Annotated in this window: 13 protein-coding genes; 7 read left to right on the top strand and 6 right to left on the bottom strand. The window is 70.7% G+C overall.

The annotated features are described in order from the left end of the window. Positions 1-74: 74 nt before the first annotated feature. The 3 genes from G5B46_RS23270 to G5B46_RS23260 form a co-directional block, all read right to left on the bottom strand. On the bottom strand, positions 75-773 hold the full coding sequence (locus G5B46_RS23270) for a 2OG-Fe dioxygenase family protein (protein WP_165262932.1): 699 nt from the start codon (positions 771-773) through the stop codon (positions 75-77). Further along, the gene (locus tag G5B46_RS23265) at positions 770-1,168 is read right to left on the bottom strand and encodes a group III truncated hemoglobin (RefSeq protein WP_165262930.1); all 399 of its coding nucleotides are present in this window, start codon (positions 1,166-1,168) and stop codon (positions 770-772) included. Before G5B46_RS23265 ends, G5B46_RS23270 begins: the two co-directional genes overlap by 4 nt. Positions 1,169-1,404: 236 nt before the next feature. Continuing rightward, entirely contained in the window at positions 1,405-2,349 is a 945-nt protein-coding gene (locus tag G5B46_RS23260; protein ID WP_165262928.1) for a BON domain-containing protein, read from the bottom strand. A 219-nt stretch (positions 2,350-2,568) separates the two neighbouring features. Here G5B46_RS23260 and dnaG point away from each other — a divergent pair, with 219 nt between their 5' ends. The 3 genes from dnaG (at position 2,569) to rpoD (ending at position 7,149) form a co-directional block, all read left to right on the top strand. Continuing rightward, complete coding sequence (gene dnaG / locus G5B46_RS23255) at positions 2,569-4,476, top strand: DNA primase (RefSeq protein WP_165262926.1); 1,908 nt, start codon at positions 2,569-2,571, stop codon at positions 4,474-4,476. Between the two features lie 446 nt (positions 4,477-4,922). Next, complete coding sequence (locus G5B46_RS24780) at positions 4,923-5,045, top strand: hypothetical protein (protein ID WP_276611628.1); 123 nt, start codon at positions 4,923-4,925, stop codon at positions 5,043-5,045. Positions 5,046-5,190: 145 nt separating this feature from the next. Then, the gene (gene rpoD / locus G5B46_RS23250) at positions 5,191-7,149 is read left to right on the top strand and encodes an RNA polymerase sigma factor RpoD (protein WP_165262924.1); all 1,959 of its coding nucleotides are present in this window, start codon (positions 5,191-5,193) and stop codon (positions 7,147-7,149) included. 117 nt (positions 7,150-7,266) lie between these two features. On the opposite strand, the gene G5B46_RS23245 is transcribed toward rpoD, so the two are convergent. Both G5B46_RS23245 and G5B46_RS23240 read right to left on the bottom strand, forming a co-directional pair. Next, the gene (locus tag G5B46_RS23245; RefSeq protein WP_165262922.1) at positions 7,267-8,124 is read right to left on the bottom strand and encodes a hypothetical protein; all 858 of its coding nucleotides are present in this window, start codon (positions 8,122-8,124) and stop codon (positions 7,267-7,269) included. A gap of 99 nt (positions 8,125-8,223) precedes the next feature. Next, positions 8,224-9,492 carry a S8 family serine peptidase gene (locus G5B46_RS23240; protein WP_205691845.1) on the bottom strand — a complete coding sequence of 423 codons (1,269 nt, stop codon included), beginning with the start codon at positions 9,490-9,492 and terminating at the stop codon, positions 8,224-8,226. Positions 9,493-9,618: 126 nt separating this feature from the next. Between G5B46_RS23240 and G5B46_RS23235 the strand changes: the two genes are divergently transcribed. Both G5B46_RS23235 and G5B46_RS23230 read left to right on the top strand, forming a co-directional pair. Then, entirely contained in the window at positions 9,619-10,119 is a 501-nt protein-coding gene (locus tag G5B46_RS23235; RefSeq protein WP_205691844.1) for a sigma-70 family RNA polymerase sigma factor, read from the top strand. Then, a complete protein-coding gene (locus tag G5B46_RS23230) occupies positions 10,116-10,883 on the top strand; it encodes an anti-sigma factor (protein WP_165262920.1) in 768 nt (255 codons plus the stop codon). The genes G5B46_RS23235 and G5B46_RS23230 overlap by 4 nt, the downstream gene beginning before the upstream one ends. 126 nt (positions 10,884-11,009) lie before the next feature. Here the strand turns inward: G5B46_RS23230 and G5B46_RS23225 are convergent, their stop codons facing one another. After that, positions 11,010-11,231 carry a flagellar hook protein FlgE gene (locus G5B46_RS23225; RefSeq protein WP_165262918.1) on the bottom strand — a complete coding sequence of 74 codons (222 nt, stop codon included), beginning with the start codon at positions 11,229-11,231 and terminating at the stop codon, positions 11,010-11,012. A 242-nt stretch (positions 11,232-11,473) separates the two neighbouring features. Between G5B46_RS23225 and G5B46_RS23220 the strand changes: the two genes are divergently transcribed. After that, complete coding sequence (locus G5B46_RS23220; RefSeq protein ID WP_165262916.1) at positions 11,474-13,132, top strand: M28 family peptidase; 1,659 nt, start codon at positions 11,474-11,476, stop codon at positions 13,130-13,132. Between the two features lie 229 nt (positions 13,133-13,361). Then, on the top strand, positions 13,362-13,940 hold the full coding sequence (locus tag G5B46_RS23215; RefSeq protein WP_240903628.1) for a DUF998 domain-containing protein: 579 nt from the start codon (positions 13,362-13,364) through the stop codon (positions 13,938-13,940). The last annotated feature ends 703 nt before the right edge of the window (positions 13,941-14,643 follow it).

The raw sequence follows: 14,643 nt of genomic DNA, 5'->3' as shown, positions 1-14,643 counted from the left end.
TTTCGCGAAGGAGCGGCAGGCTTGCATGCCCACCTCCCAAGGTGGAGTGAGACAAACGGTCGCGGCCCTGCCCGTCAGTCTTCTCGCCGGAAGGTCACGACCAGCACGTCGCGCCGCGCCTCCTCGCCCGCTCGGAGGGGACGGATCGCGGTCACCCCGTGCAGCACCCGATGGTCGTCGATGAGCACCGCGTCCCCCGGCTCGACCAGGGTGAACGAGCCCAGCGAGGCGCCGTCGGGGGCGAAGATGTCGGTGACGCCGCTGGCCACGTTGCGCCGCTCGACCAGCATGACAATCACCCAGTCGACGCCGTCGCGGTGCGCGCCTTCCGGCGTGGGCAGGCCGGCCTGCCCGTCATGGGCCTCGATGCGGAACTGGTGCAGCTCCACGTGCCAGGCCTTCGGCGGCTGGGCGGTCAGCGGCTGGAAGGTCTCCAGGCCCGCCTTCAGCAGGCCCTGCGTCACCGGATGCTCGGCGATCGCCTGCGTCACCGGCTCGAACCAGCGCTGCACGCCGCCGTTCAGGGCGTTGTAGTCGCGGCTCTGGTAGTGCGGCTGGTGCGGCTTGCGCGCGATCGCGCCGTCGGCCCCCACGGCGAAAGCCGCGAACCGCCGGCGGCGATAGCGCCCGCCGTCGGCCATGAAGCCGTCGACGCCCAGGTCGTTCCAGCTGTCGGCGAACAGGTCCCAGTCCGTCAGGCCGCCCAGCAGGGCGCGCGTCTCCCCGGCCGGAACGATGGCGAAGCCGTCCGCCGCGATCTTCTCGGCGATCATGCCGGGGCTCCCGGCCGGAAGAACAGGCCCAGCCGCAGCGAGCGGGCGATACGCTCGGCCTTCTCGCCGATGATCGCCGCGCGCGGGGCGTCGAACAGTTCCACGCAGGTGGCGTGGAACAGGTTCAGCCACGGCGTGAACATCCACTCCTGGAAGCCCTCGATGCGCTGGTGCACCGCCATCGGCGAGCCCTTGTAGCGCCCCGAGCCCTGCAGCACCGTGGCCCAGAAGTCCTTCAGCGTGGCCATGTGGTGGGGCCAGGCCTCCTCGGCGATCTGGCCGTTGAACACCGGCCCGATGCGCGGATGGCGGCGGACCTTGGCGTAGAAGGCCTCGACCAGGGCGTCGATCTCGGCGTCGGTGAAGGTCGGTTCTTTGAGGGCGGGCTCGGACATGGCCCCTAGATGGTCCCAAGCGAGGCGGCAGCCAAGCTAGGGATCATCACTTATGACTTCAGAGTCCTCCAAGCCGTCATCCCGGCCGTAGCGCGCAGCGCGTAGAGCCGGGACCCAGGGGTCGCCGCAGTGCGTCGGCTGTCGTCAGGAGGCGACCCTGGGCGCTGCGCCCGGTCCCCTGGGTCCCGGATCGGCCTGCGGCCGTCCGGGATGACGAGGTATTTGGCGCAGGAGCCTCAAGCCTTGCCCGTCACGCCCTGCTGGGGCGCGCTGCCCTGCAGGCTCCAGTCACCGGCCCTGGCTTCGGGCCCGCGATCCAGGCGCAGGTTGTTCTGCACGTTGTCGACGCCGCTGACGCTCTCGGCCAGCAGTTCGGCCCGGCGCTTGTCGTCGCGGGCGTGGACCGTGCCGCTCAGGGTCACCTCGCCGTCCTTGACCGCCACCTCGATGGCCGAGGCGTCCAGCCAGCCGTCGTCGGTCAGCCGGTCGCTGACGTCCTCGCGGATGCGCTCGTCCGAGCGGCGATAGCCCTTGGGGCCGCGCCCGCGATGGTCGGCGCGCAGGGCCGCGTCGTGCTCGCGGCGGCGCTGGGCGTCGTGGTCGCCCATCCAGGCCGAGACCTCGTCGCGGGCCCGCTCGAACCAGCCGCGATCCTCGTCATGGCGATCGCGCGGATGGCGGGCGTAGGCCCAGTGGTCCTGGTCGTAGCGGCCGCGTCCCGGTCCGTCGGTGTAGTAGTTGCGCTCGCGCTCGTGGCGACGGTCGAAATAGGCCCGATCGCCATAGTCCGGCGCCTGGCCGCGATAGCCGCCCCCGCCGTAGTCGGCCGCCGAACCGCCGAAGTCGAAGCCGCCCACCTGGCCGTAGTCCCCCGGCGCGCGATAGCCCCGGCCCGAGGCGTAGTCCGAGCCCGAGCGGATCGTCCCATAGCCGATGTCGCCGCCCTGGCTGACCGCCCGGCGCAGTTCGGCCCGGCCGGACGAATGATGGCGCGGCTCGCCGTAGCTGCGCTGCTCGCGGGCGGCGTAGCGGTCGCGCCAGTCGGGATCCTGGGCGTAGCGGTCCTGGCGGCGCCCATCGGCGCGCGAGGCGTCGTAGCCGTAGCCGCGCTCGTCGTCGAAATCTCGATCACGATCGATCTCGAAGCGGCCTTCACGGTCGTTCCAGCGGGACTCGGGCATGGGTGTTCTCCGTGGCTCATGTGGCGTCGGGGCGCGTCGAGGCGTCCCACGGCGTCAGAACGGAGCGGCCGAAAGCCCTGTTCCTAATGCGACGCTTCTTTGGGCGAGCCGGCAGCCAGTTGTGGATGACCACGGGATAGGTCGCTCGCCGCCTGTAGATTGTCGCAAGCACGGGCGTGCCTTCGCGCGCGGGGAGGCTTATGTTGGGGCCATTCCGCCATGCGCTTCGACGACCGCTTCCTTGAAGAACTGAAGTCCCGACTTCGCCCCTCCGACGTGGTCGGAAAGACGGTGAAGCTGCGGCGGCAGGGTCGCGAGTACGCGGGGCTTTCGCCGTTCACCAAGGAAAAGAGCCCCTCGTTCTTCGTCAACGACGACAAGGGCTTCTACCACTGCTTCTCCAGCGGCAAGCACGGCGACATCATCAGCTTCCTGCAGGAGACCGAGCGCCTCACTTTCTCCGAGGCGGTCGAGCGGCTGGCCGCCGAGGCCGGCATGTCCCTGCCCGAGCCCGACGCCCGCGCCGCCCAGGACGACCGCAAGCGCGCGGGGCTGGGCGACTGGATGGAGCTGGCGGCGGCCTGGTTCGAGGCCGAACTGCGCCGCCCGGTGGGCAAGGACGCCCGCGCCTATCTCGACCGCCGCGCCCTGCCCGAAGACCAGTGGAGCCGCTTCCGCATCGGCTTCGCCCCCAATGGCCGCACGGCGCTGAAGGACTATCTGGTCGCCAAGGGCGCCAAGCCCGGCGACCTCGTCGAGGCGGGCCTCCTGATCGCGCCCGAGGACGGCGGCGCGCCCTACGACCGCTTCCGCGACCGGATCATCTTTCCGATCACCGACACCCGCGGCAAGGTCGTCTCGTTCGGCGGCCGGGCCATGGATCCCAACGCCCGCGCCAAATACCTGAACGGCCCCGAGACCAGCCTCTTCCACAAGAGCCGGGTGCTCTACGGCCTCTATGACGCGCGCAAGCTGCTGCACGCGGCCCAGGCCGCCGCGCCGACCGAGCAGACCCCGATGCTGGTGGTCGAAGGCTACATGGACGTCGTGGCCTGCCAGCGCGCGGGCCTCCCGGCGGTGGCGGCCATGGGCACGGCCCTGACCGAGGAGCAGATGGAGGCGCTGTGGCGCCTGCATCCCGAGCCCACGCTCTGCTTCGACGGCGACAAGGCCGGCCAGCGCGCCGCCAGCCGCGCCATCGATCGCGCCCTGCCCCTGCTCAAGCCCGGCCGCTCGTTCCGCTTCTCGATCGTCAGCGGCGGCAAGGATCCCGACGACGTGCTGCGCGAGCAGGGCCCGGCGGCGCTGAAGGCCCAGGTCACCCAGACCACGCCCTTCGTCGAGGCGCTGTTCGTGCGCGAGCGCGACCTGGAGCCGCTGGACACGCCCGAGCGCAAGGCCGGCCTCAAGCAGCGCCTGCGCGCGGCGGCCGGAACCATCGCCGACAAGGACCTGGCGGCCGCCTACAAGGACGACCTCTACGGCAAGCTCGACGCCCTGTTCCCCAAGCCAGCCTATGGAGGCGGGCAAGGCGGCGGCCAGGGCGGCGATCGCCCCTTCACCCCGCGAGGCGGCGGTGGCGGCGGCTGGAAAGGCCGCGAACGCGGCCCGCCCGACCCCGGCATCCGCGGCGTCGCCCGCGAGCAGATCGGCCGCCGGCTGAACCCCTTCCACGCGGCCGTGGCCATCGCCGCCGTCGACCATCCGGCCTGGGCGCGTCCCTATGACGAGGCGCTGGAGCGGATCGGCTTTGGCGAACCTCGCCTGAAGGGCCTGGCGCACGAGATCTTCGAGGCCCTGATCGACGACATCGGCGAGGACACGCCCTTCCGCGACATCCTGGTCCGCAAGGGCCGCGGCGAGGAGCTGGCCGAACTCGACCGCCTGGCGCTGACGCTCAAGCCGCCGTTCCTCGATCCCAAGATGGAGCGCGAGCGCGCCCGCCTGCTGTGGGCGGCCTGCTACGAGGCCATCGTCGAGGTCGGCGACGCCCAGCGCGCCCTGCGGGCCATGCGCGAAGAGCCGGTCACCGCCGCCAGCCTGACCGCCACCCGCGACCTGCGCGACCGCATCGCCATCCTCGAACGCCAGATCAGCAACCTCGAATTCTGGCAGCCCGCGCACTAGGGACGCCTTCTGTGGGGGAGGCCGAGGGCCCGCATCAGATCCTCCCCCCGGGGGGAGGTTCGCCGCTCAAAATCCTCCCCCTGAAGGGGGAGGTGGCCCGGAGGGCCGGAGGGGGAAGTTCCTGATGAGGTCGACACGCGCCCGAACAGCAGCAACCGCTTCCCCCTCAGCCGGCTTCGCCGACAGCTCCCCCTCCAGGGGGAGCGTCTTGGACGAAGGGCCGGAGGGGGCCAGCGGCGCCCTGAAAAGCCAAAGAAACCGCCCTTCCCGCTGCTCGCCATCTTGACACCGGCGTCACCCACGGCCATTTGCCGACTCAAGGATTTGCCACGCAGCTGATTTGACATCGATCGGGCCGCCAACGCACAGCGCGCGCCCTCTTTGAAACAGGATGTCATCCTCGCAGCGCCAGGTCCCAGCGGTCGTCGGTCGAAAGATCGACGTTCATGAACGCCGCGCTCGAAGCCGCCGCCCTCCGCCCAGTTCGTGCGGAGCGTTACCCCGTGGCGTTTCGTGCGTTAGTTCACAGAACGTCGAAAAAATTTTCGCCGATCCTGCTGGAAGCCTGAAGCGCCTGCGCAGCGGGGTCCTAACCCTTGAGGAAGCAGTCGCCGACCCGAACTCGCGAGGATCCGCGGAAGGCCGGCGACATGTTGAGGCATTCTCGGCCCGTCCCCCGCCGCAAAGGGGACGGCGCCGAATTCGGAGAGCTTGATGAGCAACAATTCCACGGCCGAGACCGAAGCGCCCGAAGCCACCGGTGGTGATGGTCCGCTCCTCGACCTGACCGACGCCGGCGTAAAGAAGTTCATCAAACAGGCGAAGGCCCGCGGCTACGTCACGATGGACGAGCTGAACAAGGTGCTGCCGTCGGAAGAAGTCAGCCCCGACGCCATCGAAGACACGCTGGCCATGCTCAGCGAGATGGGCGTCAACGTCGTCGAGGCCGAGGAAGACGCCGAGAACGCCGAGGGCGGCGAAGTCGCCACGCGCGACGAGAGCACCGCGGTCATCACCAGCGACAAGCCGGCCGCCTACGACCGCACCGACGACCCGGTGCGCATGTACCTGCGCGAGATGGGCTCGGTCGAACTGCTGAGCCGCGAGGGCGAAATCGCCATCGCCAAGCGCATCGAGGCCGGCCGCGACACGATGATCCGCGGCCTGTGCGAAAGCGCCCTGACCTTCGAAGCCATCATGGTGTGGCGCGAGGAGCTCTCGACCGGCCGCATCCTGCTGCGTGAAGTCATCGACCTGGAAGGCACCTACGCGGCGATCAACGGCGGCGCGGCCCAGCCCGCGGCCGAAGACGACGACGGCGAACCGGCCGAGCCGGTCGACCAGGAAGCCGGCGAAGCCAAGCCCGAGGGCGAAGGCGACGACGAAGACGACTTCGACGACGGCGCCGGCCCGACCGTCAGCGCCATGGAAGGCGAACTGCGCGAAGGCGTGATGGCCATCCTCGACGCCATCGCCAGCGAGTTCGAAACCTTCCGCAAGCTGCAGGACAAGCTGGTCGGCAGCCGCCTGAAGGGCCAGGACCTGAGCGACGCCGACCGCAAGGCCTATGAAGGCCTGTCGGCGACGATCATCCAGCACCTCAAGACGCTGAAGCTGAACAACAACCGCATCGAGGCGCTGGTCGAGCAGCTCTATGCGATCAACAAGCGCCTGATCGGCCTGGAAGGCCGTCTGCTGCGCCTGGCCGACAGCTACGGCATCAGCCGCGCCGAGTTCCTCAAGGCCTATTTCGGCTCCGAGCTGAACCCGACCTGGACCGAACAGGTCAAGGGCATGGGCGTGCGCTGGACCAAGTTCGTCGAGAACGACACCAGCTCGGTCAGCGACATCCGTCAGGAAATCGCCGCCCTGGCCACCGAGACCGGCGTGCCGATCGACGACTATCGCCGCATCGTCCAGACCGTGCAGAAGGGCGAGCGCGAGGCCCGTCAGGCCAAGAAGGAAATGGTCGAGGCCAACCTGCGCCTCGTGATCTCGATCGCCAAGAAGTACACCAACCGCGGCCTGCAGTTCCTGGACCTGATCCAGGAAGGCAACATCGGCCTGATGAAGGCCGTCGACAAGTTCGAGTACCGCCGCGGCTACAAGTTCTCGACCTACGCCACCTGGTGGATCCGTCAGGCCATCACCCGCTCGATCGCCGACCAGGCGCGGACCATCCGCATCCCGGTCCACATGATCGAGACGATCAACAAGATCGTCCGCACCAGCCGCCAGATGCTGCACGAGATCGGCCGCGAACCGACCCCGGAAGAGCTGGCCGAAAAGCTGGCCATGCCGCTGGAAAAGGTGCGCAAGGTCCTGAAGATCGCCAAGGAGCCGATCTCGCTCGAAACGCCGATCGGCGACGAGGAAGACAGCCACCTGGGCGACTTCATCGAGGACAAGAACGCCGTCCTGCCGATCGACGCGGCCATCCAGTCGAACCTGCGGGAAACCACCACCCGCGTGCTCGCCTCGCTGACCCCGCGTGAAGAGCGCGTCCTGCGCATGCGCTTCGGCATCGGCATGAACACCGACCACACGCTGGAAGAAGTCGGCCAGCAGTTCTCGGTCACCCGCGAACGCATCCGTCAGATCGAGGCCAAGGCCCTGCGCAAGCTCAAGCACCCGAGCCGCTCGCGCAAGCTGCGCAGCTTCCTCGACAGCTGATCGGCTGCAAGACCAGACAAGACGAAGGCGGCGCCCGCAAGGACGCCGCCTTTTTCTTTGGGCCCGCCGAAAGGGGCGACCGAAGCCGCCCCTCGAAGTTCGACGGAGAACGCCGGCTCAGTTGTTGCCGGTCTTGACGTCGGCCGAGCCGGCGCCATTGGCCGAACCGGAGACGCCGCTGCGCGAGGCCGAGCCCGACAGGCCCAGCGAGCCGGACTGGCCGGCGCCGCCCTTGCTGGTCGAGGCGCTGGACGAGCCCGAACCGCCGGCCGAGCCCGAGGCGCCGTCACGGCTGATCGAGCCGCCGCCGGTCAGGGCGCCGTCGCCGGTCGCGTTGGTCGAGGCGGCCGCGTCGCGGGCCGAGCCGGCGGCGTTGCGGGCGACGCCCGTGGCGCGACTGGCCGCGCCCGTGGCCCGGTCACGCGCCGAACCGGCCGCGCCCTGGGCGCGAGAAGCCGCGTTCGAGGCGGCGCCCGAGGCGGTCGAGGTCAGGCCGCTGGCGTCGGGCGCGGCGAGCGAACCGCCGCCCGAGCCAGAACCGGCCAGGGCGCCGGTCAGCTGGCCGGCGCCCGCCGAAGCCGAGCCCGAGCCCGAACCTTCGGCCGAACCGCCGGCCTTGGCGCTCGAAGCGGCGGTGCGGGCGGTCGAGGCCGCGCCTTCAGCGGCGCCGCGCGTACGACCGGCGGCGTCGCGGGCCTTGCCGCGGACGGTCGAGGTGGTCTCGCCGGCCCGGTCGCGGATGCGGCCGGTGGTCCCGCGGACGCTAGAACCCAGGCCGCTGGCGTCCGGCGAGGTCAGGCCGCCGCCGAGACCGCCGGAGCCGCCCAGCTGGCCGCCCAGCCCGCCCATGCCGCCGGTGAGGCCGCCGGTCAGTCCGCCGCCGCCCGAACCGCCCAGGATCTGAGCGTTGGCCAGCGGCGCGGTCAGCAGGACGGCGGCCGAGGCGGCGGTGACGAGGAACGAGATCTTACGCATGGGACGTCTCCTTGAAGGGTCATTTCCGTGGGGCGTCTTTCCGCCTCCTGACCCGTCCAACGACGCCGCGTGCGGCTTTCTTCCATCGCCGCTGATTTTTTAGCGGCCGGCGTCGACCTGGCCCGCGCCGAACACCTTGTCGGGCCCCGGCGCGCCCAGGTCCTTGGCCTGGCGGCCCAGGGCGGCCACGGCCGCCCGCGCCTTGGCCGGGTCCGGGCTGGCCGTCAGCCGGGCCAGGCGCCCGGCCACAACTGGCGCGGCGAACGAGGTGCCGCGCAGGGTCGCCTTGCGGCCGCCGGGCGCGGCGGCCCGCACCTCGGCCCCCAGCGCCGAGAACGCCACCTGGCCGTTGGCGCTGGCTTCGGGCAGCGCCCTGCCCCTCCGGTCGACGCCGGTGACCGCCACCACGCCCGGATAGGAAGCCGGATAGAGCGGCGGCGCGGCCGGGCCGTCGTTGCCGACGGCCGCCACCACCAGCACGCCCTGGCCGACCAGCGCCCTGACCGCCGCCCGCAGCGCGCCGTTGTCGGGCCCGACGAGGCTGATGTTGACCACCGGAACCTTGGCCGCGCTCATCCAGGACAGCGCCCCGACGATCGACGAGGCCGAGCCGCCCGTCGGGGTCGAGCCATAGACGTCGGCCGCCAGCAGCCGCGCGCCCGGACCGGCCGAGCCGTAGTCGCGGGCCGCGATCAGCGAGGCCGCGGCGGTGCCGTGCGCCCCGGCCCTGGGCGCGCCCTTGGCGAAGCCCCGCTGCTCGATGGCGACGCCGCGAAAGTCGGGATGCCCCGTCTCCACGCCGCCGTCGACCAGTCCGACCCGGGCCGCGCCCGCGCCGCTCGCCGTCGAAGCCGTCGCCGCCAGACCGGCGGCCTCGACCACGCCGGCGCCGGCGTAGATGTGGTTGAAGTCGTAGTCGCCGGCCGGATCCAGCGCACGCAGGCGGCGGACGGCCTGGCGGGCGTCCATGCCGCGCGGCGGGGTCAGGGTCACGAGCTCGATGCCGAGATCGCCCGAGCGCTCGCGCCGGGTCTCGACGAAGCCGGCGTCCAGGGCGCGCCGCAGGGCCTCGGCGCTCGGCGAGACGGCCAGCACCTCGCCGCGCACGACGGGCCGGCCCTGATCGTCGGGCTCCAGAACGCGCGGATTGGCCCGCAGCAGGGCCTGGAGCCGATCCAGGCCCGCCAGGTCGCGCACGCCCCGCGCCGTCCGCGTCGTCAGGTCCTCGGCCCCGTCGACCACGTCGGACACCACCGGCAGGCGGCCAGGCAGCGACGGCAGCCCGCCCGGCAGCAGCTGGGCGTCCGCCGCCGGCGCCAGCGCCAGGGCGCAGACTGCGACGACCAGGACATGGACTTTCTTCCGCAACGCGATCTCCGAGGCTTGCTGCGCGAGAACGATGGCCGGAACCCGCGCGGAGTGGAATAATTATCCGGTTCATGGATTAAACGCCGGAAGCGGCGCGTTTCTTCCCTTAGGCGACGTAGGCGGACCTTGGATTCTTTTCAAAAGGACATGCTGGACCTGCTGCCGCGGCTTCGCCGCATGGCGCGGGTGCTGGCCAGGGATCCCGCAGACGCCGACGACCTGACGCAGCTGACCATCGAGCGCGCGCTGGCGCGCCGCGATCAGTGGCGGGAAGGCACGCGACAAGACAGCTGGATGTTTCGGATCATGCGCAACGCCTGGATCGACGAAAGCAGAAGCAGGGCCCGGCACGGCCGTGTCCTGGCCCCGCCCGAGGCCGGCGTGCACGCCGCCGACCCGGCCGCGCCCTCGCTGGACGGACGCCTGGCCCTGACCGCCGTCGAGGCGGCGCTGGACGCCCTGCCCGAGGACCAGCGGATCGCCGTGGCCCTGGTGCTGATCGAAGGCCTGTCCTACCAGGAAGCCGCCGACAGTCTCGACATCCCGATGGGAACCCTCACCAGCCGCCTCGCACGCGGCCGCACGGCCCTGCAGGCCGCGCTGATCGACCAAGGAGCCAGGCCATGACCGTGAGCGACGAAGAGGTCTTCGCCTATGTGGACGGCGAGCTGCCGCCCGAGGCCATGGCCAGGATCACTGCGGCCATGACCAAGGATCCGGCGCTGGCCGCACGGATCCAGGCCCAGCGCGACCTGCGCCGCCTGCTGTCGGGCGCCCACGCCGGCGTGCTGCGCGAACCGGTTCCTCCCGGCCTGAAGGCGGCGGCGAGCGCCAGCGGCAAGCCGGCCGAGGTGATCGCCTTCCCCCAGCCCAAGCCCAAGGAAAAGATCAAGGACAAGGCCAAGGTCCAGAAGCCCGCGACGCCGGTCGCCGGCCGGCCGGCCTTCCGCAAGCCGCCGGCCTGGGCCGCGATGGCCGCCTGCCTGGTGGCGGGCCTGGCGATCGGCCGCCTGGCCCTGCCCTCGCCGCCGACCGCCGACGGCCGCGCCGCGGAACTGCCGATGGCCGTCGGGCCGCTGGCCCGGGCCCTGGAGGACGGCGCGGCCGCGCAGGGCCAGGGTCCGGTGCGGATCGGCGTGACCTTCAAGAGCCAGTCCGGACGCTGGTGCCGCACCTTCCAGGGCCAGGACCAAGCGGGCGTGGCCTGCCGTGCCGACGGCGCCTGGCGCGTGCTGGCCTCTTCGCCCGTGGCGGCGCCGGCCGCCGGCGAGTACCGCCAGGCCGGCTCGGAGACGCCGGCGGCGGTGATGGCCGTGGTCGACGGCATGATCACCGGCGCGCCGCTGGACGCGGCCGGCGAGGCCCAGGCCCTCAAGAGCAACTGGCGATAAGCTAGATCGGAAGGCGGATAGGGTCGCCGCCTCCTGGAAAGACTAGGGGAAAATCCAGGAGGCGGCGTATCCGCGCCCTTCGCAGGGGGGGACGCGAGGCGGGCGCGGACAATGACCGGAGGACTGCTAGGCCAGAAGGTCGAGCAGGACGCCGGTCATGGCGTCGGCGGTGCGAAGCACCGCGGCGTTGGCGGAGAAGTCGGTTCGCGCCGAGACCTGCTCGACGCGCTCGGCGGCGAGATCCGTCTTGGCGGAAAGTCCCGCATCGCTCCCCACGCGCTGGGCGCTGGCGGCCAGCCGGCCGGCGGCGGCGCCCATGCCCGCGGCGGAGATCGAGAAGGCCTGCATGAACCGTTTCCCCTGTCTTATCGCGAAGCTGACGGGGTTCGGTTAAGCGGATCTTCATAAATAGGGTGAATTTCCATCGACCTTACCCAATTATGTAGAGAATTTTTCTCGTTAAGGTTACCGGCGCGAACGTTCCCATCGCCGACATTACAAAACGTTCAGGCACAGCTTGCTCGACAAGCCGCCCGCCCCTCTGCAAGGTCGCCGGCTCCGCGGATCCGCCGCGCCTGGAACCTGACCGAATGCCCTTCTCGCGCCGCGCCGCCTGCCTGAGCGCCGCCCTTCTGCTGGTCGCCCACCCTGCCCTCGCCGCTCCCAAGGACGCCTTCGTCCCCTCGGCCGACGCCATCCGCGCCCACATGGCCTTCCTGGCCGACGACCTGATGGAAGGCCGTGAGGCCGGCACGCGCGGCTACGACCTGGCCGCCAACTACGTGGCCGCCCAGTTCGCCCTGCTGGGCCTGAAGCCCGCCGGCGACGCCGGTTCGTACCTGCAGACCGTGCCGCTGGTCGCCTACCGCCCGGCCGGCGACGGCGAGGTCAAGGTCGCCGAAGGCGCCGCCGCCCCCGCCTCGCTGGTGTTCGGCGAGGACTTCCTGCCCAGCCCGCAGGCCGACAAGGCCGAGCTGGCCCTCAATGCGCCGCTCGTGTTCGTCGGCTTCGGCGTCAGCGCCCCCGAGCGCGGTCGCGACGACTTCGCCGGCCTCGACGTCGCCGGCAAGATCGTCGTGGTGCTGTCGGGCGCCCCCAAGGGCTTCCAGACCGAAGAACGAGCCCACTACGGCTCGGTCGGCGTCAAGCGGGCCGAGGCCGCCCGTCGCGGCGCGATCGGCGTGCTGACCCTGGGCACGCCCGCCGGCGAGAAGCGCCGCCCGTTCGCGCGCGGCGTCGCCGGCAACCGCGAATGGCGCATGACCTGGAAGACGCCGGAAGGCGCGCCCTTCGTCCGCGGCGGCGCAGCGCCCAGCCTGGCCTCGATCAGCGTCAAGGGCGGGCAGAAGCTGTTCGGGACGGCCGCCACGCGCCTGGAGGCCGCCTACGCCGCCGCCGAGACGCCCGACGGCAAGGTCGAGGGCTTCGCCCTGCCGACGACCGCCGCCATCGCCCTGAAGAGCGAGATCGAGCAGCGCCGCAGCAGCAACGTCGCCGGCCTGATCGAGGGCTCGGACCCGAGCCTGAAGGCCCAGACCATCGTCCTCAGCGCCCACCTCGACCACGAGGGGATCAAGGAAAACCCCAAGCCCGGCGAGGACGCCGTCTATAACGGAGCCCTCGACAACGCGAGCGGCATCGCCACCCTGCTCGAGGTCGGCCGCGGCTTCACCCAAGGCAAGGCCCGGCCCAAGCGCTCGATCCTGCTGCTGGCCGTCACCGCCGAGGAAAAGGGCCTGATCGGCTCGGACTACTTCGCCCACAACCCGACCGTGCCGAAGGCCGACCTGGCCGCCGACGTCAATCTCGACATGCCGGTGCTGCTGTACCCGTTCACCGACGTGGTCGCGTTCGGCGCCGACCGCTCGACCATCGGCCCGATCGTCGCCAAGGCGGCCGGCCGCGTCGACATCGCCCTGTCGCCCGACCCGATGCCCGAGGAAGGCCTGTTCACCCGCAGCGACCACTATCGCTTCGTCGAGCAGGGCGTGCCGTCGGTGTTCCTGATGACCGGCTTCAAGAACGGCGGCGAGAAAGCCTTCAAGGACTTCCTGGCCACGCACTATCACAAGCCCAATGACGACCTGAAGCAGCCGATCGACTATCAGGCCGCCGCCAAGTTCGCGCTCGTCAACTACGAGATCGCCCACGACCTGGCCGACGCCCCCGAGCGCCCGACCTGGAAGGCCGGCGACTTCTTCGGCTCGACCTTCGCGCCCAAGGGGCACCCGTCCTCGGCCGCGCGCTGAACGACCCATTGACCGGAAGGACGGAGAGGCTGATTTTGCTCCTGAGCCTGTCCGCTTCTGATGGATTCCATCAGAAGCGGATAAAACAGGCTCAGTTTCATACACTTGAGCGTGGCGAGCGCCGAAACCGCTTACACTTTCGGCTGCCACGCTCATGTCCTTATCGAGAGGGAATCTTGTGGCCAGCGTGGGCGCGCTCCTGAAGCTCGGCGTGATCACGCCGGTGGCGATGGTCGCCGACGTGTGGCTGGCCCAGAAGCTGTTCCCCGGCTTCGACCCCGGCGCCCAGTTCATCAGCGAGCTGGGCGGCCCGGCGGCCCCGACCCCGGAAGTCTTCAACCTGGGCATGATGCTGGCCGGCGCAGCGGGCCTGTTCGCCGGGGCGGGCTTCGCCCATGCCCTGGAAAAGGCCGGCGGCCGCCGGCAGGTCTCGGCCTTCGCCGGCCTGTGGGTGGCGATGACCGGCCTGGGCGCCTTCTTCGCCGGGATCTTCCACTGGCCCGACCCGATGCACCGGGCCTGCGGCGTGGGCCTGGCCATCCAGTTCGCGCCGCTGTTCACCGCCTGGGCCCTGTGGGGCAAGCCGGGCTATCGCCGCCTGGCGCACTTCTCGCTGGGCTGGTTCTTCGGCCTCCTGCTGGTGCTGGCCCTGCTGACGGGCGTGTGGAACGTGCGCACGGGCAATGACGTCGGCTTCTGGCAGCGCGGACATGCGTTCCTGGGCCTCCTGTGGCTGGGCATCGCCGCCTGGAGCCTGGAACGCGGCTGGCGGGCGAAGCCTGCGGAACTGGAACCGGCGACGGCCTGAGCCGCCTGCGGCTGACCCCCTCCGGCCCTTCGGGCCACCTCCCCCCTTCAGGGGGAGGATCTTGGACGCACGGCTTCTCGGCCTCTCGCGCGATTGCGCAGAGCTGATGGAGAGGGCGCGGGGCGTCCGGGCCTCGCCCGGATGTGTGAGTTCTAAGTACCGTTTCGACGAAGCTGGAACGCCCCGCGCGATCGTTTTTCCTTAGGCCGGGGCGCGCAGGCCTCTTCCGCCTTTTGCCCCTTCCCCATGCAGTGCGCCCCGTTTCTTGGCGGCCAGGCGTGCATGGCGGCGCGGACCCTTGGACGGGCGGGAGCCTAGTCAGGCAAGCTCCCGATGGATGGGTTTACGTCCCCCATCCTCATTTAAGCCTGGCCCGGCCCTGCTCACGCAGCTCCGGCGGCCCCGCTCGATCGCATCCACGTCGCCGCTTCGGGCCGGATCCTTGCGCCCTCTCCCTGCGACGGGACAGCTTTGAGTGTACGGCGGGTTTGATCGCGTCTGATCCAGGGGCGCGAGAAAGTTGCAAGGGGTTGAGATCGTTGAATTCCGTTGGCGATGCGCCGGGGATCCACGCTGCTCTATCCCCGTCGCCCCCCCCCCTCCGGCCCTTCGGGCCACCTCCCCCAGAGGGGGAGGATCAAAAGAAAAGGCCCCGGAGGTTTCCCTCCGGGGCCTTCGCTTTGTCAGCCGAAGCTAAGAAGCG

This window comes from Caulobacter sp. 602-2 (assembly GCF_011043625.1).
GTDB lineage: Bacteria > Pseudomonadota > Alphaproteobacteria > Caulobacterales > Caulobacteraceae > Caulobacter.
Note: the sequence above shows the minus strand (reverse complement) of the source record. Positions and strands in the feature narration are given on the sequence as shown.